This window comes from Streptomyces sp. NPDC050509 (genome assembly GCF_044457965.1).
Taxonomy (GTDB): Bacteria; Actinomycetota; Actinomycetes; order Streptomycetales; family Streptomycetaceae; genus Streptomyces.
In genome coordinates, this window is sequence record NZ_JBITHL010000003.1 from 379,889 (window position 1) to 401,897 (window position 22,009).

The window sequence follows — 22,009 nt, forward strand, 5'->3', positions numbered from 1 at the left end:
GGCGCACGGGGCGTACGGGGTGAACGGGAGGTGCGGGACATGCCCGCAGGGGATGGCGGTCCGCCCGACGGCCGGCTGATCGCCGGACGGTACCGGCTGGGGACCAGGCTGGGGCGCGGCGGCATGGGCACCGTGTGGCGTGCGGAGGACGAACTGCTCGGCCGGTCCGTCGCCGTCAAGGAACTGCACGCCATACACGACGGCCACGACAACCGGGACGGTCCCCACGGGCCGGGCGGCCCGAACGCGACGACGCTGCGCGAGGCCCGCGCGGTGGCCCGCGTCAAGCATCCGCATGTCGTGGTCGTCCACGATGTCGTCCAGGAGGACGGCCGTCCGTACATCGTCATGGAACTGGTCGAGGGCGGTTCGCTCGCCGACCGGCTCAGGACGGGCACCCTCGCACCGCGTGAGGCGGCGCGGGTCGCGCTCGCCCTGCTGAGCGCGTTACGCGCGGCGCACGGTCTCGGGGTGCTGCACCGCGATCTCAAGCCCGCCAACGTGCTGTTGGAGGGGACCACGGGCCGGGTCGTGCTGACCGACTTCGGGATCGCGCGTCTCGTCGGCGCCACGACGATCACTGATCCGGGTGTGTTCGTCGGCTCGCCCGAGTACACGGCGCCGGAACGGGTGTTGAACGCCCAGGCGGCGGGCCCCGCCTCCGACCTCTGGTCGCTCGGTGCCCTGCTGTGCGCGATGCTCAGCGGCGAGTCGCCCTTCCGCCGCGACTCGCTGCCCGGCGTGCTGCACGCGGTGGTGGCCGACGAGATCAGACCGCCCGCCGCGGCGGAGCCGCTGCTGCCGCTCGTACGGGGGCTGCTGGAGCGGGACCCGGAGGACCGGCTGGACGCGGCGGAGGCGGAACGGCTCCTGACGGAGTACGTCACGACGGGCAGGCCGCTCCAGACGCCTTCCCCTCCCGGTCCCGGCTCCGGGCCCGGTCCCGTTCCTCCGCCGCCTCGGGCTCCCACTCCTGCTCCAACTCCGGCTCCCACTCATGCTCCTGCTCCTGCTCATGCTTCCGCCGCCGGTGCCGAGGACGCGCCGACCGCCGACCGGCCGCTGCCCGTCCCCGTCCCAGTCCCTGCCCCTGCCCCTGCCCCTGCCTCCGTTCCCGTGTCCGGGGCGCGGCAGCCCGCCCCGGACGCCGCCCGCGCCCCACGCCGTAACCGCACCGCGCTTGCCGCCGGCGCCCTGGCCTGCGTGCTCGCCGGTGGTGGCGCCGTGGCCACGATCCTGCTCCAGGACAACAGGGGCGACCGCCGTACGATCGAGAGCCGTACGACCGCGAGCCTGACGACCGCGAGCGCCACGCCCGCCAACCGGGCCGGAACCCCGCATTCCCCTTCGCCCTCGTTCACGCCCTCCTTCATGGCCACCTCCCCACCGCCCACCGCGCCCGAGGGCTATCACTCCGTCCACGACCCCATGGGCTTCACCCTCGCCGTGCCCGACGGGCACATCCGCTCCCACGACGACAAACGCGTCTACTACATGTCGCGGGACAAGGCCCTCAGGATCGGCATCCGCGTCCAGGACCAGATCCCCGGCGGCCCGGTGGCGTCCATGCGCGATGCGGACGAGAAAGGCGCCCACACCAACCCCGGGTATCACGACGGCGGCGTCACCCCGACCACCCACAACGGATTCCGGGCCGCGCTCTGGGAGTTCACCTGGGACGGGTTCACCCCGGCCGAGGGGGAGCGCCACACGTTCGACCTGTGCTGGGAGGAGGCCGGGCGGATGTACGACGTCTGGGTCTCGGCCCCGCTGAACGAGCTGGACACCGCGCGCGGCCAGTTCGACGCCGCGCTCGACTCCTTCGTCCCGGCGCGGACACCCGTACCGGATCCCGTGCGCTGATTGGCTGTTACTCCCGGGTATTCAAAGTCTCGTCCACGGAATACGCTCGGCTCCATGACGGACTCGCAGGTCTCCACCCCCACCTCCGCCCCCGCCGGATCCGACTCCGGATCCGGCAGTGCCCCCGGCACCAACCCCGTGGCTCCCACCCCGGCCGGGGTGCGCACGGCGGCCGATGTGGTCACGCCCGAGGTGGTCGCCCAGCTCACGCGCGGCGTCGTCGGCTCCGGCCGTACCGCCAACCACACCCCGTTCACCGGGGAGAAGCTGGCGGACCTGCCCGAGTCCACCCCCGAGGACGTGGCAGCCGCCTACGAGCGGGCCCGCGCCGCCCAGCCGGTCTGGGCCGCTCTCCCCGTACGGCAGCGGGCGGCCGTGCTGCTCCGCTTCCACGATCTCGTCCTGGAGCGCCAGGCCGAGGTGCTCGACCTGATCCAACTGGAGACCGGCAAGGCCAGGCTGCACGCCCACGAGGAGGTCCAGGCGGTCGCGGTGGCCGCCCGGCACTACGGGCGCAAGGCCGCTTCGTACCTGCACACCAGGCGCCACACAGGCGCCGTACCGCTGCTGACCAAGGTCAGCGAGGCGCGCCGGCCGCGCGGGGTCGTCGGCCAGATCGCGCCGTGGAACTATCCGCTGGAGCTGTCCGTCGGGGACGCGCTGCCCGCGTTCGTCGCCGGGAACGCCGTCGTCATGAAGCCCGACACGGAGACCGCGCTCACCGCGCTGTGGGCCCGTGACCTGCTGGTCGAGGCCGGCCTGCCCGCCGAGGTCTTCCAGGTCGTCCTCGGGGAGGGGCCCGTCGTCGGCCCCGAGGTGGTCCGGCACGCGGACTACGTCTCGTTCACCGGCTCCACCAGAACCGGCCGCGAGGTGGCCAGGGGCGCGGCGGACCGGCTCGTCGGCGTCTCCCTCGAACTGGGCGGCAAGAACGCCATGCTGGTGCTGGCCGACGCGGACATCGAGAAGGCCGCGGCGGGCGCGGTGCGCGCCTGCTTCTCCTCGGCGGGCCAGCTCTGCATCTCCATCGAGCGGCTGTACGTGCACGAGTCGGTCGCCGACGCGTTCGTGGAGCGGTTCGCCGCCCGCACGAAGGCGATGCGGCTCGGCAGCGCGCTCGCGTACGGCGCCGACATGGGATCCCTGGTGGGGGAGCGGCAGTTGACGGCCACCGTCAGCCACGTGGAGGAGGCCGTCGCCAAGGGCGCCACGGTCGTCGCGGGCGGCGTCGCGCGCCCCGACATCGGGCCCTTCTTCCACGAGCCGACCATCCTCGAAGGCGTCGAGGCGCCGATGGCGGTGTGCGCGGAGGAGACCTTCGGCCCGGTCGTCTCGCTCTACCGCTTCAGCGACGAGGACGACGTGGTCGACCTCGCCAACGACACGCCGTACGGCCTCAACGCGAGCGTCTGGACGCGGGACTCCCGCCGCGGCCACGCGATCGCGGCCCGGCTGCTCACGGGCACCGTCAACATCAACGAGGGGTACGCGTCGGCGTACGGCAGCGTCCAGGCGCCGATGGGCGGAATGAAGCAGTCCGGCCTGGGCCGGCGGCATGGCTCCGAGGGCATCCTCAAGTACACCGAGGCCCAGACGGTGGCGGAGCAGCGGATCATGCCGATGGCGCCGTTCCTCGGGATGGCCGACGAGAAGTACGCGGCCTTCATGAGCGGGAGCCTGCGGGTCATGAAGGCGTTGCGGCTGCGGTAGGTCCCGCGGGCGCGGGAGTTCTCAACGAGGAGAGCCGATGTCACAGACGGACGAAGACGCCTACGACGCGCACGGCAACGCGCACGGCAACGCGCACGACGGCGCGCACGACGACGCGTACGACTACGACGTGATCGTCGTCGGCTCCGGTTTCGGCGGCTCGGTCTCCGCGCTGCGGCTGACCGAGAAGGGGTACCGGGTCGGCGTCCTGGAGGCTGGCCGCCGTTTCACCCGTGAGACGCTCCCCAAGAACTCCTGGGACATCAGGAACTACCTCTGGGCCCCGGCCCTCGGCCTGTACGGCATCCAGCGCGTCCATCTGCTCGGCAACGTGATGGTGCTGGCGGGCGCCGGGGTCGGCGGCGGCTCGCTCAACTACGCCAACACGCTCTACGTGCCGCCCGCCGCCTTCTTCGAGGACCCGCAGTGGGCGGCCATCACCGACTGGGAGCAGGAGCTGAAGCCGTACTACGACCAGGCGCGGCGCATGCTCGGCGTACGGCTCAATCCGACGACGACCCCCTCGGACGTCCACCTCAAGGCGGCGGCCGAGGCGATGGGCGTGGGCGACAGCTTCCACCTCGCCCCGGTCGGCGTCTTCTTCGGGGACGGCAAGGACGCCGAAGGCGGTGCCGGTACGGTCGCGGCCCGGCCCGGGGCGACGGTGGACGACCCGTACTTCGGCGGCGCGGGACCGGCGCGGCGCGCCTGCACCGAGTGCGGCGAGTGCATGACGGGTTGCCGGCACGGCGCGAAGAACACCCTCACCGAGAACTACCTGCACCTGGCGGAGCGGGCCGGAGCGGTCATCCACCCCATGACCTCGGTGACCGCTGTCACGGAGGACGAGAGGCACGGTCTCCGCGTCACCACCGTGCCGACCGACCAACGGCGCAAGGGCCGTACAAGCAGTACAAGCAGTACAAGCCGTTCAAGCCGTACAAGCCGTTCAAAAGGAGGTACCGGCGGACCCGAGAAAGTGCTCCGCGCCCGTCACGTCGTGATCGCGGCCGGTACATACGGCACCCAGACCCTCCTGCACACGATGCGCGACCGGGGCCTGCTGCCGCGCCTCTCGCCCCGGCTGGGGGAGCTGACCCGTACCAACTCCGAGGCGCTGGTGGGCGCGCAGACCCTGGACCGGCGCTACCGCGCACGCCACGGCGCGCCGAAGGCGGACTTCACCCGGGGCGTCGCGATCACGTCCTCCATCCACCCGAACGCCACCACCCACATCGAGCCCGTGCGGTACGGGAAGGGCTCCAACGCGATGGGCGCGCTCTGCGTGCTCCAGGTGCCGTACGGCGACCACCGGGTACGGGGCTGGCTCGGGCACGCCGCGCGCCATCCGGTGCTGCTCCTCCGGTCGCTCTGGTACCGCAAATGGTCGGAACGGACGATCATCGGACTGGTCATGCAGTCGCTGGACAACTCCCTCACCACGTACCGCAAGGCCGGCGGGGTGGGCAAGGGACTGCTCACCGCCCGCCAGGGCCACGGCGCCCCCAACCCGAAGCAGATACCCGAGGCGACGCGTGCCGCGACCCTCATAGCCGAGGAGATCAAGGGCTTCGCCGGCAGCAACGTGGGCGAGCTGATGGGCACCCCGCTGACCGCGCACTTCCTGGGCGGGTGCGTCATCGGGGCATCGGCACGGGAAGGCGTGATCGACCCGTACCACCGGCTGTACGGACACCCCGGGATCTCGGTGGTCGATGGCTCGGCGGTCTCGGCCAACCTGGGCGTGAACCCGTCGCTGACGATCACGGCGCAGGCGGAGCGCGCGATGTCCTTCTGGCCGAACAAGGGCGAGCGGGATCCGCGCCCGGACCAGGTCGCGGAGGGCGAAGAGGGGCGCGAGGGGGGCGAAGGGATCGAGGGGACGGCGTATGTGCGGCTCGCGCCCGTGGAGCCGCGGTCGCCGGTCGTTCCGGAGGGCGCGTTCGGCGCGCTGAAGCTGCCGTTCCTGGGGATGCCGGCGGTCCCGCGCAGAAGGAATTCCTGAGCTCGGGCCGCCACGGACACAGAAAGGCGCTGCACCCCCCTCCGAGTGCAGCGCCTCTCCGGCTTCAGCGCCCTCCCGAATGATCTGCGGTCACGGGTGAGGCCAGTGGTTTCGATGCAAGACCTGTGACCCGGGGGAATGGTTGCAACGATCTTCACAGAATCTCTCAGTGGTCTGCGTCACGCTCTGTGCGCTGTACGCGGCGTTCCGGTGCCCGGCGCTCCGACGCACGACGGCCGGCGGCCCGACGCACGACGGCCGGCTCCGGGCGTCCCCGGAACCGGCCGTTCCTCTGGCGACCGGGCGGCTGTCCCCTGCCGTCCGGTCACGGGCGCCGGGACGAGGTCCCACGACGTACACACGTCGCACGCCCCGGCGGAGCCACGCGGTCCTTCTCCCGACTGCGATGAAGTGCGCTGCGTGCCCGTACGGCCCAACGAAGGGCGCCGGAGGCGGTCACGCGCCGTACGGGTGAGAGCGGTGCCCGAACGCAGATACGCACCCGGGCGCCGGGCGGAGCGGAGGCGGTCAGACGCGGCCCCGGCTCAGTTCCAGCAGCGTCATCGCCAGTGCCGTGCCCGGTTTGCCGAGGGCGTCCCGGTAGCGGGCGAGGATCTCCATCTCGCGGGAGAGATTGACGCGGCGGCCGCCTGAGGTGATCCGGGCGTCCTGGATCACGGCCGAGATCGCCAACCGTTCCTGGACGAGACCGATGATGCGGTCGTCCAGCGCGTCGACACGTTCGCGCGCGCCGCCGATGAGCGAGGCGGCCTCGGTGGTGCGGGCACCGGTGTTCTCGTGAGCGGCGGTCGTGTCCGGGGCGGTGGTGTTCGGGGTGGCGGCGTTCGGAGTGGCGGCGTTCGGAGTGGCGGTGTCCGGGGCGGTGGTCGTGTCGGATGTCATGACGGGGGTCCTTGTCGGTTCGGGGGCCCTGAGCCGTACGGCCCCGAACGCGACAGACGCCCCGGGCCTTGTCGGCCCGGGGCGCCTGGGAAGTCGCTTGTCAGCTCAAGCAGCACGACCATGGCAGCCGGACGGGCCGGTGCCATAGGTAAAGACGAAGGTGAGCTGCTTGCGCATGCGCACAGTATGGACCCGGTGACCCGGCGGACGGCAACGCGGGGCCGGATGGTGAGACGAGGCCGGTGCCGCCGTCCCCGGTCCAGGAACGATCCGTCCCCGACCCCTCACCGCCCCCCGTTAGAATCGGGGGAACAGCATCGAGCTCTCGTCACACCTCCGCCGGAAGGCCGCCCCGTGCCAGCAGCACCCCCCGCCGCCCCCGACGTCGTACTCGTCGTCGACTTCGGCGCGCAGTACGCCCAGCTCATCGCCCGCCGCGTCCGCGAGGCCCGGGTCTACAGCGAGATCGTCCCGTCCACGATGCCCGTGGCCGAGATGCTGGCCAGGAACCCCAAGGCGATCATCCTCTCCGGAGGTCCGTCCTCCGTGTACGCGGAGAACGCGCCGAGCGTCGACCGCGCGCTCTTCGAGGCCGGTGTCCCCGTCTTCGGCATGTGCTACGGCTTCCAGCTCATGGCGACCACGCTCGGCGGCACCGTCGACAACACGGGCTCGCGTGAGTACGGCCGTACCGCCCTGAGCGTCTCCCGGACCGACTCCACGCTGTTCGAGGGCACCCCCGCCGAGCAGTCCGTCTGGATGTCGCACGGCGACGCCTGCTCGGCCGCGCCCGAGGGGTTCACCGTCACCGCGTCCACGGACGTCGTGCCGGTCGCCGCCTTCGAGAACGACGAGAAGAAGCTGTACGGGGTGCAGCACCACCCCGAGGTGATGCACTCCACGTACGGACAGCAGGTCCTGGAGCACTTCCTCTACCGGGGCGCCGGGATCGAGCCGAACTGGACCACCACCAACGTGGTGGACGAGCAGGTCGCGCTCATCCGTGAGCAGGTCGGCACCAAGCGGGCCATCTGCGGGCTGTCCGGCGGTGTGGACTCGGCCGTGGCCGCCGCGCTGGTGCAGAAGGCCATCGGGTCGCAGCTCACCTGCGTGTACGTCGACCACGGCCTGATGCGCAAGGGCGAGACCGAGCAGGTCGAGAAGGACTTCGTCGCCGCGACGGGCGTACAGCTCCGGGTGGTCGACGCCGAGGAGCGCTTCCTCACCGCGCTGGCCGGGGTCTCCGACCCCGAGCAGAAGCGGAAGATCATCGGCCGGGAGTTCATCCGGGTCTTCGAGCAGGCCCAGGCGGAGATCGTCGCGGAGGCGGGCGCGGAGGGCGAGGACGTCGCGTTCCTCGTGCAGGGCACGCTCTACCCGGACGTCGTGGAGTCGGGCGGCGGCACCGGCACCGCCAACATCAAGTCGCACCACAATGTCGGCGGGCTCCCCGACGACATCGAGTTCCAGCTCATCGAGCCGCTGCGCAAGCTGTTCAAGGACGAGGTCCGGATGGTCGGGCAGCAGCTCGGCCTGCCGGACGAGATCGTCCAGCGCCAGCCGTTCCCGGGCCCCGGCCTGGGCATCCGTATCATCGGCGAGGTCACGCGCGACCGCCTCGACCTGCTGCGCGACGCGGACGCGATCGCCCGCGAGGAGCTGACGGCGGCGGGCCTGGACCGCGACATCTGGCAGTGCCCGGTGGTCCTTCTCGCCGACGTACGCTCCGTGGGCGTCCAGGGCGACGGCCGGACCTACGGCCACCCGATCGTGCTGCGGCCGGTCTCGTCGGAGGACGCGATGACCGCGGACTGGACGCGGATGCCGTACGACGTACTGGCGAAGATCTCCACCCGCATCACCAACGAGGTCCGGGACGTCAACCGGGTGGTCCTCGACGTGACGAGCAAGCCCCCGGGCACCATCGAATGGGAGTGATCCCCCAGGTCTCCTGATCGGGTCCTCTGATCGGGTCTTCTGATCCCGATCCGGAACTCCCGCAGGTCAACGCCGACGCCGTCGCTCATTCCTTTGGGTGGCGGCGTTGTCGTTTCACCTGGGTACGCTGCTTGTAGAGGCGAGACTCCGTCGTATGAGAGCAATCATGAGTGCCTGGGAGCAATCATGAGCGCCGCACCTGAGCATGGGCTGGAACCGCGATACCAGTGGCCGATCCCGCCGGCCGGGGGCTGGACCGCGGATGATCTCGACCGGATTCCGGGCCTCCCGCCGCACGGTGAGCTGATCGACGGGAGCCTTGTCCTGAGGAGTCCGCAGACTCGATTCCATATGCGCACCATGCGTCTGCTGGAGAACGCGCTGCTCACCCAGGTGTCTGATGAGCTGGACGTCGATCGAGAAATGACCATCAGGATTGACTACAAGAACCGCCCGGAGCCGGACATCCTGGTATTTCAGGCGGAGGGAGACACCGGTCCGGGGCAGACCTGGCACAAGCCGGAGGACATCGTCCTCGCAGTCGAGGTCGTCTCCGACGATTCCGTGGAACGTGACCGCGAGGTCAAGCCACGCAAATACGCCGCGGCCGGTGTGCGTTTCTTCTGGCGGGTCGAGGAGGAGCACGGTCTCCCCGTCGTCTACAGCTACGAACTCGACCCGGCCACCCATGTCTACGTCCCGACCGGCATCCACCGTGAGCAACTGGAGCTGAAGGAGCCGTTCCCGATCACGATCGACCTGACCGCGATCAACAGGCGTCGCTCCGTCGAGGACTGAGCCTCGCGGGTCAACACCGTAACGATGTTGTCACCCTCACCGACCCGGCAAACTCCGCGTATCCCTCCCTTCGTACGGGACAATTTCCCTGCGGTGCAAGGAAGTTCACTGAGGCGGTACTCGGGGCGGGGAAGGCGGCAATCGGCGTGGCGGTGCAAGAGGTGCGGCAGGGCGCGCACGGCGGTGGCTGTGCGTGTGGGGACTGTCCGCACGGGGCTCGGGAAGGGCACCGGCGGGCCGTGGCCGCGTTCCTGGCGAAGCGCGACGAACTGGCCGCCGGGCAGGGGCTGCCCGCCGCCGTCGCGCACTCCGTGGGCGCCTCCCGCCAGTGGGTCTCCGACGAACTCACCCAGTCCGCCCGCGCGGTGGCGGACCGCAGCCGCGAGGCGGGGGACGCCTGGCTGCACGCCGTCTGGCGGCACACGCTGTTCGGCGCGTGGGGCTGCGTCGTCCTGCTCCTGCTGACCCAGACGGTGACCGCGATCGGCGTCGGCTGGACCCTCGCGCGGACGGCCGGGCTGCTCTCCGCCCTCGTCTGCGCGGGACTGCTGACCGCGTCCGCGTGGCTGCACCGCGCCCGCGGCGGGCTGCTCGCACCGCTGATCGGCGAGGACAACCGGCTCTCGACCTCGCGAACCGTCGCCTCCGCCTGGGTACTGCTCGTCGTCTTCGCCGTGCTCTTCCTCGCTCTCCAGCTCGCGGGCGCCTCCGGTCCCGACCATCGCGACGAGCTGATCGCCGGCCTCGAACTGGCCCGGGGCGCCGGCCTCGTCACCGTGCTCGCCGCCGTGTGCGCCATCGCCGTCGTCGTCCGCCGTGTGGTGTCCGTACGGGTCCTGGGCCAGCGGCTCCAGAAGGTGCGCGCCGACCGTCCCCGGCTCGCCGATCTGCTCTGCGACGACGCCGGGCGCGGCAGCTTCACCGATATCCAGTACACGCTGGTGAACGCCGTCGCCGTCGTCTTCGCCGCCGTACGGCTCGCCCGGCGCCCCGAGCAACTGCCCGATCTGCCCTGGGCGCTGGCTCTGCTCGTCGGTGTCTCCGCCGCCACCTACTTCGCCGGGAAGTACGCGGAGGGCGGGCGCCCCGTCGTGCTCTCCGTCGTACGGGCCAGGGAGGCGGGCGATCTCGACGCCCCCATCCGGACCGGCGACGACATCGAGATCCGCGGCGCCGGATTCGTCCCGCCCGGCGCCGGCACCCCGGACCGGCTGGCCCGGATGGTCGTCCGGATCGGCGCGGTCCATGTCCATGTGCCGCTGGTGCCCGTCCCCGGAGGATTCGCCAACCCGGCGGACACCTCACTCACCGTGTCCGTACCGGTGGAGGTGGAGCCCGGGGCCGTCGAGGTGCAGGTCGTCACCGCGGCGGGGATCGAAACCAATCGCGTGATCATCGAAGTCATGGACTGAGCGAATTCGGCCGATTGTTGCTCCTGTTCTGATGAAGAGTTTTCACTTCTTTTCCGAGGAGGCCGGCCCCGCCCGGCCGAACGGCTGGTTCACTGAGCGCCGGATGTGTTCACTGCGTATGCAGGGACAGGGCACGCGGGGGCAGCAGCCCTCGCGGCAGTGGTGCGGGACAGGGAGAGGCGGACCCGGCGATGACACACGGCTACCGGATGGGCGGCTACGGAGGGCTCGGCGGCGAGCGCCTCGGCCGGCGTGAGAACGCCGCGCGCCACGCACTCCTGCCCCTGAGGATCTTCCTCGGCGTCACCTTCCTCTACGCGGGCATCGACAAACTGACCCAGGGCGGCTTCTTCGCGGCCACCGGCAGCGGCTCCGTCGGCGAGATGATGCGGAGCGTCCGGGACAGCTCCGCGATACCCGCCCTCGTCGACCTGGCCCTCAAGAGCCCCGCCGGCTTCGGCTACGCCATCGCCCTCGGCGAACTCGCCGTCGGCCTCGGCGCCCTGTTCGGCCTCCTCACCCGGATCGCCGCGCTCGGCGGCGCCCTGATCTCGCTCAGCCTCTGGCTCACCGTGAGCTGGCAGTCCACGCCGTACTACTACGGCAACGACCTCCCCTATCTCATGGCCTGGCTGCCGCTCGTGCTCGCCGGGGCACCCTCGTTCTCCCTGGACGCCGTCCTCGCCGACCGCCGCCGCCGTATGCGGTAGTGACACCAGGTCACCACGGCCGCCAGGAACAACCCGCAGAACAACATGGGGAACGCCGCGAACCACGGTGTCGGCCCGGCGTCCGCCGCGTCGCCCACGTACGCGGCGGACACCGCCAGCGCCGTCAGCCCCACGATCAACCGGCCCGGCCGGAACTCATGAAGCAGCACGGGTCACCTCCACCTGTCCGAGCCCGACTTCGAGACTCAACCGCAGCGTCCCCGCCGGGGCGCTGCCCGCGGCCGGAGCCAGGGTGAGACCCCGCGACTGGTCCGGCGAGATGTCCACATCGTTCGGTGGCTCACCGGGAAGCCGGATGTCCCCGAGACCGGCCTTCGCCGTCACCTTCACCGTCACTCCCTTCGGTACGACGACCTTGAGCTGCCCCGCGCCCACCTCGGCCGACGAACTGACCGTCCGCCCCTCCGGAACGGACAGCCCGCTCAGATCGAGAACGCCGGTGCCCGACCCCAACTCGTAGTGCGGCCGTACCTCGGCCACCGACGCCGGTATCCACTCCTGGCGCGCGAACTCCGTCGTGATGTTCTTCGGCAGGGCGGCGCTCCCGGCTAGCAGCCCGGCCGTGACCACCGTCAGGAAGATGGTGCCGACCCCCGTACGGCCCAGGAAGCTGCTGACCGCGATCCCGAGACCGAACACCGCGAGCGCGGCGGCCAGCCCGATCTCCAGGCTCGTACTCAGCGGGTGGCTCTCCCAGGACAGCCCCGTACCGAGCCCGCCCGCCAGCAGCGCCAACAGGAAGACAACCCCGGCGATCCCGCGCGGGCCCCGCGGGCGGGGCTCCCGTATGCGCGACGCGGCCCGGTCCCTGCCGTCCGCTCCGCCCTTCCCGCCCTTGTGCCAGCCCCAGGGCCGCGCCTCCACATGCGAGCCCTCCGGGCCCCACAGGTAGTCCGTGCCCACCGGTCCCGTGGTGCCGTCCTTCACGATCGGATCCCGCCACCAGGACGGGGCGCCGGACGTCGGCGGAGGAGCCTTCGTCTCCGGCGGAGCGTCCGCCACCACGTGCGCCGTCGCCGGAGCGAGCGGCCCGCCGTCCGGCAGCGTGCCGCGCCGGCGCTGGGACCAGACCGCCGCCCCCGCGACCGTGATCGACAGCATCGCGGCGAAGCTCAGCGTGTCCCCGTTGTCCAGCATCGACAGGAACAGCCCGCACCCCGCCAGCGCGAGCAGCACGGCGATCAGCGACGCGCCGTCCACCCGCCCCGACAGCAGCCTGCGCGCCTCGTTCTCCTCCTCGCCCTCCAGCGGGATCAGCAGCCAGGCGAAGCCGTAGAAGATCAGCCCGAGCCCGCCGGCGGCCGCGAGGACACCGAGCACGATCCGGAAGATGACCGGGTCGACATCGCAGTACCGCCCGAGCCCGCCGCACACGCCCGCGAAGAGCTTCTGCCGGGGGCTGCGCTGCAGATGTACGGGCGCGCCCGTGACCGCGGTCGCGCCCGACGGCGGGGGCGACGCGGCGGACGGCGCGGTCGGCGAGGACGGCGGCGGAGTCGGCGGCTGGGTCATACGTCCATGGTGACGGTGCGCGAGCCGGGTCTCCAGCGGCGACGACCCCGGTCTGACCCTGATATTGGCCCCCCAGGGCCCCTCGGGTCGGATCAGGGTCGCGTCAGGGGTACGACCCTGATGCCCTGCCACACCCCGCCGTGTGACCATCGGTGCATGCCAGCCGCTCCGCCTCGCACCGCCGCGTCGCCGCACTCCCGCGCCCCAGGGCCCGAGGAGCTGCCGCCGCGCAAGCTGTACCGCAGCGCGGACGGCCGGATGCTCGGCGGCGTCGCGCGCGGACTCGCCGGCCATCTCGGGCTGCCGGTGGCCTGGGTCCGGCTCGTCTTCCTCATCTTCTTCTTCTCGCAGGGCCTGGGCGCCGTGCTCTACGCCGTGTTCTGGATCGTCGTCCCGCTCGGCGTCGGCGGCAGAGCCGTCGAGTCGCGCCCCCTCTTCGAGACCGGCCAGGACGGCAGACGCCGGCTGCGCAAGCCCGACAAGGGACAGGTCTTCGCCCTGCTCGCCCTGGTCGTCAGCGCGGCCACCTTCATCGGCAACGTCAGCCTGGGCCGCAGCCACGCCGACCGCTACATATGGCCGATGCTGCTGATCGGCGTCGGCGTCGTCCTCGTCTGGCGGCAGGCGGACAACGCGCGCCGCGCCCGCTGGACCGAGGTCGGCCGCCGCCGCCGCATACTCCAGCTCGCCCGCGGCCTCTCCGGCGTCGCCCTGGTCGGCCTCGGCCTCGCCGTCTTCATGGTGGTCCGCGGCGCGGCGGCCCAGTTCGGCAACGTGCTGACGGGCGCGATCGCCGTCGTCGCCGGGGTCGCGCTGCTCGCCGGGCCCTGGCTCGTCCGGATGACCCAGGACCTCTCCGAGGAACGCCTGATGCGGATCCGTGCGCAGGAGCGGGCCGAGGTCGCCGCACATGTCCACGACTCCGTCCTCCACACCCTGACGCTCATCCAGCGCAACGCGGACGACGGGGGCGAGGTCCGCAGGCTCGCCCGCGCCCAGGAGCGCGAGCTGCGCGCCTGGCTCTACAAGCCGGAGGGCACGGGCAAGGACGAGGAGGACGAGCCCACCACGCTCGCCGACGCGGTGAAGCGGACGGCGGCCGAGGTGGAGGACTACCACGGAGTGCCGATCGAGGTCGTGGTCGTCGGCGACTGCCCGCTCGACGAGAAGCTGTCCGCACAGATGCAGGCCGCGCGCGAGGCGATGGTCAACGCCGCCAAGTACGGTGGCGAGGGCGGCGCCGTGCAGGTGTTCGCGGAGGTCGAGGGGCGTACGGTCTTCCTCTCCGTACGCGACCGCGGCCCCGGGTTCGACCTGGACGCCGTACCGGACGACCGGATGGGCGTCCGCGAGTCGATCATCGGCCGCATGCAGCGCAACGGAGGCACGGCCCGGCTGCGCGCGGTGCCCGACGGAGGCACGGAGGTCGAGCTGGAGATGGAGCGCGTCGACTGACCGCGGATGGACCGGTCGCCGGGAGGGGACCGTACGGTACGAGAGCCGCGCAGACGGCGACGGAGCGACAAGGGCGAGGGGCACAGACCATGAGCGAGGGCGTACACGCCGAATCCACTCCCGCGGCGAGCGGTGACCCGGCGGGGGACGGCCGCCGCGTCCGCGTCGTGCTCGTCGACGACCACCGGATGTTCCGTACGGGCGTCCAGGCCGAGATCGGCCGTACGGAGGAGACGGGCGTCGAGGTCGTCGGCGAGGCGGCCGACGTCGACCAGGCGGTCACCGTGATCACCGCGACCCGCCCCGAGGTCGTCCTGCTCGACGTCCATCTGCCGGGCGGCGGCGGGGTCGAGGTGCTGCGCCGCAGCGCCCCCATGATGGCGGCGTCCGAGAATCCGGTGCGCTTCCTGGCCCTGTCGGTCTCGGACGCGGCCGAGGACGTCATCGGCGTGATCCGGGGCGGCGCCCGCGGCTATGTCACCAAGACGATCACCGGCACGGACCTGGTCAACTCGATCTTCCGGGTCCAGGAGGGCGACGCGGTCTTCTCACCCCGGCTGGCCGGCTTCGTCCTGGACGCCTTCGCGTCGACGGACGCGCCCCCGGTGGACGAGGACCTGGACCGGCTCACCCAGCGCGAGCGCGAGGTGCTCCGGCTCATCGCGCGGGGGTACGCCTACAAGGAGATCGCCAAGCAGCTCTTCATCTCGGTGAAGACCGTGGAGTCCCATGTCTCGGCGGTCCTGCGCAAGCTCCAGCTCTCCAACCGGCACGAACTGACCCGCTGGGCGACCGCCCGCCGACTGGTCTGACAGGCCGCCCGCCCCTGTCCGCCCGCCCGGTCCGCCCGCGGCTCACGAGCAGTGCCACCGGGTGACGTACAGCCGCCCCTGATGGTCCAGTACGCCGCGGATGCACTCACCGGGCCGGGTGTCGATGACGCCGGTCAGCTCGGCGCGGCCGTGCCGGGTGAGCCGGGTGCCGAACCAGCCGGGGAAGGCCGTGATCCGGGCGTCCTTGCGCTGGTACCCGAGGCGTACGGGGATCTCGGGGCCGACCCCGGTACGCACGTACCGGGTGGTGAACGGGCCCGCGCCGCCGATCGGCCCCTCGACGCAGAGCCGGCCGCCGGACAGATCTCCGCAGCCCTTCGGGGTGACGCCCACGGGCGCCAGGACGAACAGCGCGCCGACGACGAGGAACGCCGTACTGACAGCGGTGGCTCGGCTCACGACCGCCCCTTTCCTGTCCCCTTTTACCGGCCGATGGCCTCCTGCTGCTCATCGTGAACCGGAGAAGGGGACGGGGCACCCTGGCATGGGCCGTCGGAGACAGCAGTCCGGAGAGCGGGGCGCGACGCCAGGGCGCCCCAGGGCGTCAGGCGGGGCGGGCGGCGCCCGTGAACGGCATCTCGTCGATCGGCGCGAGCCGGACCGCCGTACCCGGCCGTGGCGCGTGGATCATCTGCCCGCCGCCCACATAGATCCCGACATGGCTGATGCCGGAGTAGAAGAACACCAGGTCACCGGGGGCCAGTTCGGAGCTCGCCACGCGTCGGCCCGCGTTGATCTGCGTGTAGGTGGTACGGGGCAGGGCGACCCCGGCGGCGCGCCAGGCGGCCTGCGTCAGCCCCGAGCAGTCGAAGGAGCCGGGGCCGGTCGCGCCCCAGACGTACGGCTTGCCGATCGCCCCGTACGCGAAGGCTACGGCGGCCTCGGCCCGCGCGTTCGGCGCCCGTACCGCACCGCGTGGTGTCCCCCGGTCCGCGCGGTCCGCGTACTCGCCGTCCTGCCCCTGGTACTGGCCGCGCTGCTCGGCGGTGAGCCCGTCCAGGAGCCGCCGGGCGGAGGCGATCTTCCCCTGGATGGTGGACTTGTGCCGGGCCAGCTCGGCTCGGCGGGCCGTGAGATCGGCGAGCTGAGTGTCCGCCCGGGAGCGCAGTCCGGCGATCCGCGACAGATCCCTGCGGATCCCGGAGACGGCGGCGGCCTGCCGGCTGCCCGCCCGCTCGGCGAGACCGGCCCGTTCCAGGTAGTCCTCGGGCCGGGAGCTGAGGGCGAGCTGTACGGCGGGGTCGAGGCCGCCGCTGCGGTACTGCGCGGTGGCGATCGAGCCGAGTTCGCCGCGCGAGGTGTTGAGCCGGTCCGTCCTGCGCGTGGCCTCGTCGCGCAGCGCGTCGAGCGAGGCGCGGGCCTCGTCGGACTTGGCCTTCGCGCCGTTGTACTGCTCGGTGGCGGTCTCCGCCTGCGTGTACAACACGTCGACCTTGGCCTTGATCTGCGCGGGGGTGAGCCGGGGCTCGGTGTGCGCGGGTCCTCCGGCGGCGGCGGTCGCGGCACCGGCGAGCGCGAGCGTCGCTGCGGTGCGGCCGGCCTGGCGGGAGAACGGGCGCTGTCTGGGTTTTCGGTGGTTCCGGTGCGCTGCCACGGGGGCGGGGTCCGTTTCCTTCGGTTCCGTCGATTCCGTGCGGTACGGCCGCGCGGTACGGCCCGGGGAGGGGGCCGTACGCGAGACGTTAGGGCGCAGGTCACGACATGGCCACGGCATGGCGGGTATTGGCGGGAGGTGAAGGTTCCGGGGCGTTTCGTGATCACGATCGTCCGTACGGAGTGCGCCCTTCCGGACGGTTCCGACCGATCGCGGAAGTAAGCCACACCTCATCGAACCGGGGTGATACAGGCCCGGCTACGCTCCCGGCATGGACGTACTCATCAATGTCTTCGTCGCCCTGCACATCATCGGCATAGCCGCGCTGCTCGGCGGTTTTCTGACCCAGACGAAGGCGATGAGCGCCGGCGCGGCGCGCTTCACCCCACCGATGCTGCACGGCGCGCTGACGATGCTGATCACGGGGATGGTGCTGGTGGGCCTCAACCAGGCCGACGACCAGCCGCTCAACAGCATCAAGATCGGCGTCAAGCTGGCCGTCCTGGTCGTGATCCTGGGCATCGTGTACGTGAAGCGGGACGACGAGGCCGCCGAGAAGCCGCTCTTCGGCGCGGTGGGCGGGCTGACCGTGGTCAACATCCTCATCGCCACGCTCTGGACCTGACCCCCAGCTCCCCGCGCGGACCGGACGACCGGCGGTGAGCGCCGGAAGCGCGGACACCACCGGTGACGCCGGTGACACGGAAAGCCGGGGGCCGGAGACGGCCGCCTCAAGGCAGCCCAGGGGTCACCTGGGGGCCGCTGTAGGCCGCCGGCTGAAGGCCAGTAGCTGTGAGCCCTATAGAGCGCCACTGGCCTGTAGAGGGCTGGAGGACCACCAGAGGGTCACGCCGGGCGGATGCTGCCGTAGATCGGCATGTAGTAGATCGATTCCTCGCGCACGTTCGCGCCCGGCTTGGGCGCGTGGACCATCATGCCGTCGCCGATGTAGATGCCGGCATGGCTGGCGTCGTCGTAGAAGAAGACCAGATCGCCGGGGAGCAGGTCGTCGGTGGCGACGCGCGTGCCGGCGTTCACCTGCTCGCCGGTGGTGCGCGGCAGCTCGACGCCCGCCGCCCGCCACGCCGCCTGGGTCAGGCCCGAGGAGTCGTACGAACTCGGCCCCGAGGCACCCCAGACGTACGGCTTGCCGATCTGGGCGTCTGCGAAGGCGAGCACCTTCGCCGCCTTGGCCGCGTACGTGCCGGCGGTGTCGCCGCCCGTCCCGGCCTCCGTGCCGGTGCCGACGGCCGTGCCCGCGTTCGCGGTCGTGCCCATACCCGCGTCCGCGTCCGTGTTCGCGCCCGCGTCCGTGTCGGCCGACGAGGGCCGGGCGTGCGACCGGGGACGGGCGTGGGTCTGGGCCTGTCCCGCCTCGCGCCGGCGCTCCGCCTCCGCTTCGGCCTCCGCCTTGTCGCGGGCCTCCGCCTTGGCCTTCGCCTCCGCCGCGCGCCGGGTCTCTTCTTCCCTCTTGCGCTCCAGGGCGGCCAGCCGCGCCTGCTCCTCCGCGGTGAGCCGCGCCAGCAGCGAGCGGGCCTCGGCGAGCTTCTTCTGGATGCTCTCCTTGCTGGTCCGCAAGTATTCCGGTGACTCGTCCGGCGACTCCGGGCGTGTGGCCGCCCGGCCCGGTACCTTCGGCGGCTCGGTAGGCCGCGCCGGGTAGGCGGTGACGGTGCTCTGCTGACGGTCGGTCAGCCGGTCCGTCGTCTCCTCCGGTGCGACGCGCGCCTGCGGGGTGTCCGCGAACAGCACGGCGGCCGTCGGGGTGCCCGCGCCCTCCCTGTACTGCGCGGCCACGGAGGAACCGAGCGTACGGCGGGCCTCGTTCAGCTTGTCCGCGCTCTTGGCGACCCCGTCGATGCTCTTGGCGACACCGTCGATGACCCGGTCGACCGTGCGCTTCTGCTTGGCCGTCGTCTCCTTCGCCTTGGTGGCCTTGGTGAACGTCTGCGTCTCTCCACCGGCCTGGCGGTACAGGGCGTCGACCTTCTTCTGCACCTCTTCGACGGACGGTTTGGGTTCTGCGGGCGCGGCGTCCGCGCTTTGCGTCGACAGCAGCGTGACCGAGGCGATGGCGGCCGTCGTCACTCCGACCGCGGGGGAGCTGACGCGTTCTCCGCTACGGCTGCGCGACTTGCGATGCGACGCCAAGTTCGGCATCTCCTTCCGTGGACCGCCTACCGGGTTAGCTGTCGGGTTCGGGCGGAACGGAAGGCTGCCCTACGGGCCTTGAACGTTCGGCGAACGTACGGCCCGATTCACCCCGGTCGTGCAGAGTGGGTCCCCGGTTCCGAACTTCCTTGCGGAAAGCCCGGATTCGGCGTGGGCCGCCCGCTCGGCGCGGATCGCCGTCAGAGGTACGGGCTGCCTGATCGAGCACGCTAGCCAAGATGTGGCGCTGATGTGAAGGTGGATGGCCGATATGCCCGATACATTTCTGTGACCATTTCCTCGTGTGGAGTGCAAGGAGCCTCAATGCGGGGTATAGCATTACGCTGCGTATGTGAGTCGGGACCGTCCGGCGTGCCGGTGCGGCCCACCGGGCCGACTTCCCCGGCCGGCTTTCCCGGTCCGGCGCCGACTGTCAGTGCGGCGGCCTAGACTCGTTAAGCGATGAGCAGCCTCTTTGACGACAGTTTCCTGGCCGACCTCCAGCCCTCCGGCGACGAGCACCCCCCGCCGCCCGAGGACCGGGACGAGCACGCCCCGGAGCAGGTGCCCGACGACCTGTTCCAGGGCGCTTACGACGTGCCCCCGGCCCGGGATCCGTACCACCGCGACGGGGCGTCCCGTACGGTCATCGACCCTGCCGCGCTCCTCGAAGGGCTGAACGAGGAGCAGAGCGCGGCCGTCGTGCACACGGGATCGCCGCTGCTCATCGTCGCCGGGGCCGGATCCGGCAAGACCCGGGTGCTGACCCACCGGATCGCGCATCTGCTCGGCACCCGCAGCGTCCACCCCGGCCAGATACTGGCGATCACCTTCACCAACAAGGCCGCGGGCGAGATGAAGGAGCGCGTCGGGCAGCTCGTCGGCCCCCGCGCCCAGGCGATGTGGGTGCTGACCTTCCACAGCGCCTGCGTGCGGATCCTGCGGCGCGAGTCGAAGCGGCTCGGGTTCACCTCGTCGTTCTCGATCTACGACGCCGCCGACTCGAAGCGGCTGATGGCGCTGGTCTGCCGCGATCTGGATCTCGACCCCAAGCGCTATCCGCCGAAGTCCTTCAGCGCCAAGATCTCCAATCTGAAGAACGAGCTGATCGACGAGGAGACCTTCGCGGGGCAGGCCGTCGACGGTTTCGAGAAGACGCTGGCCGAGGCGTACCGGATGTACCAGGCGCGGCTGCGCGAGGCCAATGCCCTGGACTTCGACGACATCATCATGACCACCGTCCACCTGCTCCAGGCGTTCCCCGACGTCGCCGAGCACTACCGGCGCCGCTTCCGGCACGTCCTGGTGGACGAGTACCAGGACACGAACCACGCGCAGTACACCCTCGTACGCGAGCTGGTGGGCCCCTCCGGCGAGGGCGAGGACCCGGCCGAGCTGTGCGTCGTCGGCGACGCCGACCAGTCGATCTACGCCTTCCGCGGCGCCACCATCCGCAACATCCTCCAGTTCGAGGAGGACTACCCGGACGCGACGACGATCCTGCTGGAGCAGAACTACCGCTCCACCCAGACGATCCTCAGCGCCGCCAACGCGGTCATCGAGCGCAACGAGAGCCGCCGCCCGAAGAACCTGTGGACCAAGGCCGGCGCCGGCGCCCAGATCACCGGCTACGTCGCGGACACGGAGCACGACGAGGCGCAGTTCGTCGCCGACGAGATCGACCGGCTGACGGACGCGGGCGAGGCCAAGGCGGGCGATGTCGCCGTCTTCTACCGGACGAACGCGCAGTCCCGCGTCTTCGAGGAGATCTTCATCCGGGTCGGCCTGCCGTACAAGGTCGTCGGCGGAGTGCGCTTCTACGAGCGCAAGGAGGTCCGCGACGTCCTGGCCTATCTGCGGGTCCTCGCCAATCCGGAGGACAACGTACCGCTGCGCCGGATCCTCAATGTGCCCAAGCGCGGCATCGGGGACCGCGCGGAGGCCATGATCGACGCCCTCGCGCTCCGGGAGAAGATCACCTTCCCGCAGGCGCTGCGGCGCGTGGACGAGGCGTACGGCATGGCGGCCCGCTCCGCCAACGCCGTCAAGCGCTTCAACACGCTGATGGAGGAGTTGCGCACGATCGTCGAGTCGGGCGCAGGGCCTGCCACGGTCCTGGAGGCCGTGCTCGAACGGACCGGCTATCTGGCGGAGCTTCAGGCGTCGACCGACCCGCAGGACGAGACGCGGATCGAGAACTTGCAGGAACTGGCCTCGGTGGCGCTGGAGTTCGAACAGGAACGCAGCCAGGCCGCCGCGCGTGCCGACGACGGCGACGGCACGGAGGGAGGGACGGAGGGAGCGGGTGACGGGGACGGTACGGACGCTGCCGCCGCCCCGGCCGCGACCCCGACCCTCGCCGAGTTCCTGGAGAAGGTCGCGCTCGTCGCCGACTCCGACCAGATCCCCGACGAGGACGAGGACGGCTCCGGTGTCATCACCCTGATGACGCTGCACACCGCCAAGGGCCTCGAATTCCCGGTGGTGTTCCTGTCGGGCATGGAGGACGGCGTCTTCCCGCACATGCGCGCCCTCGGGCAGACGAAGGAGCTGGAGGAGGAGCGCCGTCTCGCGTACGTCGGCATCACGCGCGCCCGCGAACGGCTCTATCTGACGCGGTCGTCGATGCGCAGCGCCTGGGGACAGCCCTCGTACAACCCGGCGTCGCGGTTCCTGGAGGAGATCCCGGGACACCACCTGGAGTGGAAGCGCACCGGCGCGCAGATCCCGGCGGGTCCGACGTCCGGGATCACGTCGTCGCTCTCCTCCTCCGCGTCGCGCTCGCGGTCGGGCGGTGGGCCCTCGGGCTTCGCCACGCGGCGTGCGAGCGACAAGCCGGTGATCGCGCTGGCGGTGGGGGACCGGGTCACGCACGACCAGTTCGGCCTCGGCACGGTCATGGAGGTGACGGGCGTGGGCGCGGACGCGCAGGCGACGGTCGACTTCGGGGACGTCAAGCCCAAGCGGCTGCTGCTGCGGTACGCGCCGGTCGAGAAGTTGTAGGCACGGCGGCCGGGCCGGGCCCGTGTGGTGCGGCACGGCGCCGACGGCTCCGGCCGTCGGCGCGCCGTCGCTGTTACGTCGCCCGCTCCGTTACGTCGAGT

At 71.4% G+C, this 22,009-nt stretch carries 16 protein-coding genes and 1 riboswitch; of the genes, 11 read left to right on the plus strand and 5 right to left on the minus strand.

Annotated elements, in window-relative coordinates; all coding sequences use genetic code 11:
• Positions 1–39 precede the first annotated feature (39 nt).
• The 3 genes from ACIBJC_RS10880 to ACIBJC_RS10890 are packed head-to-tail and all read left to right on the plus strand — an operon-like array spanning position 40 to position 5,578.
• On the plus strand, positions 40–1,863 hold the full coding sequence (locus tag ACIBJC_RS10880) for a serine/threonine-protein kinase (protein ID WP_399290407.1): 1,824 nt from the start codon (positions 40–42) through the stop codon (positions 1,861–1,863).
• A gap of 54 nt (positions 1,864–1,917) precedes the next feature.
• Positions 1,918–3,573, plus strand: coding sequence for a succinic semialdehyde dehydrogenase (locus ACIBJC_RS10885; RefSeq protein WP_399290409.1), 1,656 nt, complete (start codon positions 1,918–1,920; stop codon positions 3,571–3,573).
• A 37-nt stretch (positions 3,574–3,610) separates the two neighbouring features.
• Complete coding sequence (locus tag ACIBJC_RS10890; RefSeq protein WP_399290411.1) at positions 3,611–5,578, plus strand: GMC oxidoreductase; 1,968 nt, start codon at positions 3,611–3,613, stop codon at positions 5,576–5,578.
• Between the two features lie 528 nt (positions 5,579–6,106).
• Here the strand turns inward: ACIBJC_RS10890 and ACIBJC_RS10895 are convergent.
• Positions 6,107–6,481: a chorismate mutase gene (locus ACIBJC_RS10895; protein WP_399290413.1), complete on the minus strand. Its 375-nt coding sequence runs from the start codon at positions 6,479–6,481 to the stop codon at positions 6,107–6,109.
• A gap of 354 nt (positions 6,482–6,835) precedes the next feature.
• Between ACIBJC_RS10895 and guaA the strand changes: the two genes are divergently transcribed.
• The 4 genes from guaA to ACIBJC_RS10915 all read left to right on the plus strand — a co-directional run bounded on the left by guaA (position 6,836) and on the right by ACIBJC_RS10915 (position 11,339).
• Positions 6,836–8,419 carry a glutamine-hydrolyzing GMP synthase gene (gene guaA / locus ACIBJC_RS10900; RefSeq protein ID WP_399290415.1) on the plus strand — a complete coding sequence of 528 codons (1,584 nt, stop codon included), beginning with the start codon at positions 6,836–6,838 and terminating at the stop codon, positions 8,417–8,419.
• 186 nt (positions 8,420–8,605) lie between these two features.
• Entirely contained in the window at positions 8,606–9,217 is a 612-nt protein-coding gene (locus tag ACIBJC_RS10905; protein ID WP_399290417.1) for a Uma2 family endonuclease, read from the plus strand.
• Positions 9,218–9,363: 146 nt separating this feature from the next.
• The gene (locus tag ACIBJC_RS10910) at positions 9,364–10,629 is read left to right on the plus strand and encodes a hypothetical protein (RefSeq protein WP_399290419.1); all 1,266 of its coding nucleotides are present in this window, start codon (positions 9,364–9,366) and stop codon (positions 10,627–10,629) included.
• A 191-nt stretch (positions 10,630–10,820) separates the two neighbouring features.
• Positions 10,821–11,339 carry a DoxX family protein gene (locus tag ACIBJC_RS10915; RefSeq protein ID WP_399290421.1) on the plus strand — a complete coding sequence of 173 codons (519 nt, stop codon included), beginning with the start codon at positions 10,821–10,823 and terminating at the stop codon, positions 11,337–11,339.
• A gap of 156 nt (positions 11,340–11,495) precedes the next feature.
• Here ACIBJC_RS10915 and ACIBJC_RS10920 read toward each other — a convergent pair whose 3' ends face one another.
• A complete protein-coding gene (locus ACIBJC_RS10920) occupies positions 11,496–12,872 on the minus strand; it encodes a PspC domain-containing protein (protein ID WP_399290423.1) in 1,377 nt (458 codons plus the stop codon).
• A 156-nt stretch (positions 12,873–13,028) separates the two neighbouring features.
• Between ACIBJC_RS10920 and ACIBJC_RS10925 the strand changes: the two genes are divergently transcribed.
• Positions 13,029–14,327, plus strand: a complete 1,299-nt coding sequence (locus ACIBJC_RS10925) for a PspC domain-containing protein (protein ID WP_399290425.1) — start codon at positions 13,029–13,031, stop codon at positions 14,325–14,327.
• Between the two features lie 89 nt (positions 14,328–14,416).
• A complete protein-coding gene (locus ACIBJC_RS10930; protein WP_399290427.1) occupies positions 14,417–15,139 on the plus strand; it encodes a LuxR C-terminal-related transcriptional regulator in 723 nt (240 codons plus the stop codon).
• Positions 15,140–15,181: 42 nt separating this feature from the next.
• Here the strand turns inward: ACIBJC_RS10930 and ACIBJC_RS10935 are convergent, their stop codons facing one another.
• Both ACIBJC_RS10935 and ACIBJC_RS10940 read right to left on the minus strand, forming a co-directional pair.
• On the minus strand, positions 15,182–15,559 hold the full coding sequence (locus ACIBJC_RS10935; protein ID WP_399290429.1) for a hypothetical protein: 378 nt from the start codon (positions 15,557–15,559) through the stop codon (positions 15,182–15,184).
• A 145-nt stretch (positions 15,560–15,704) separates the two neighbouring features.
• On the minus strand, positions 15,705–16,754 hold the full coding sequence (locus tag ACIBJC_RS10940) for an NlpC/P60 family protein (RefSeq protein WP_399290431.1): 1,050 nt from the start codon (positions 16,752–16,754) through the stop codon (positions 15,705–15,707).
• A 271-nt stretch (positions 16,755–17,025) separates the two neighbouring features.
• Between ACIBJC_RS10940 and ACIBJC_RS10945 the strand changes: the two genes are divergently transcribed.
• Positions 17,026–17,379: a hypothetical protein gene (locus tag ACIBJC_RS10945; RefSeq protein ID WP_399290433.1), complete on the plus strand. Its 354-nt coding sequence runs from the start codon at positions 17,026–17,028 to the stop codon at positions 17,377–17,379.
• A 221-nt stretch (positions 17,380–17,600) separates the two neighbouring features.
• On the opposite strand, the gene ACIBJC_RS10950 is transcribed toward ACIBJC_RS10945, so the two are convergent.
• Entirely contained in the window at positions 17,601–18,914 is a 1,314-nt protein-coding gene (locus tag ACIBJC_RS10950; RefSeq protein WP_399290435.1) for a C40 family peptidase, read from the minus strand.
• Positions 18,913–19,087: riboswitch (cyclic di-AMP (ydaO/yuaA leader) on the minus strand. It overlaps the preceding gene by 2 nt.
• 280 nt (positions 19,088–19,367) lie before the next feature.
• On the opposite strand from ACIBJC_RS10950, the gene ACIBJC_RS10955 reads away from it, so the two are divergent.
• A complete protein-coding gene (locus tag ACIBJC_RS10955; protein WP_399290437.1) occupies positions 19,368–21,908 on the plus strand; it encodes an ATP-dependent DNA helicase in 2,541 nt (846 codons plus the stop codon).
• The last annotated feature ends 101 nt before the right edge of the window (positions 21,909–22,009 follow it).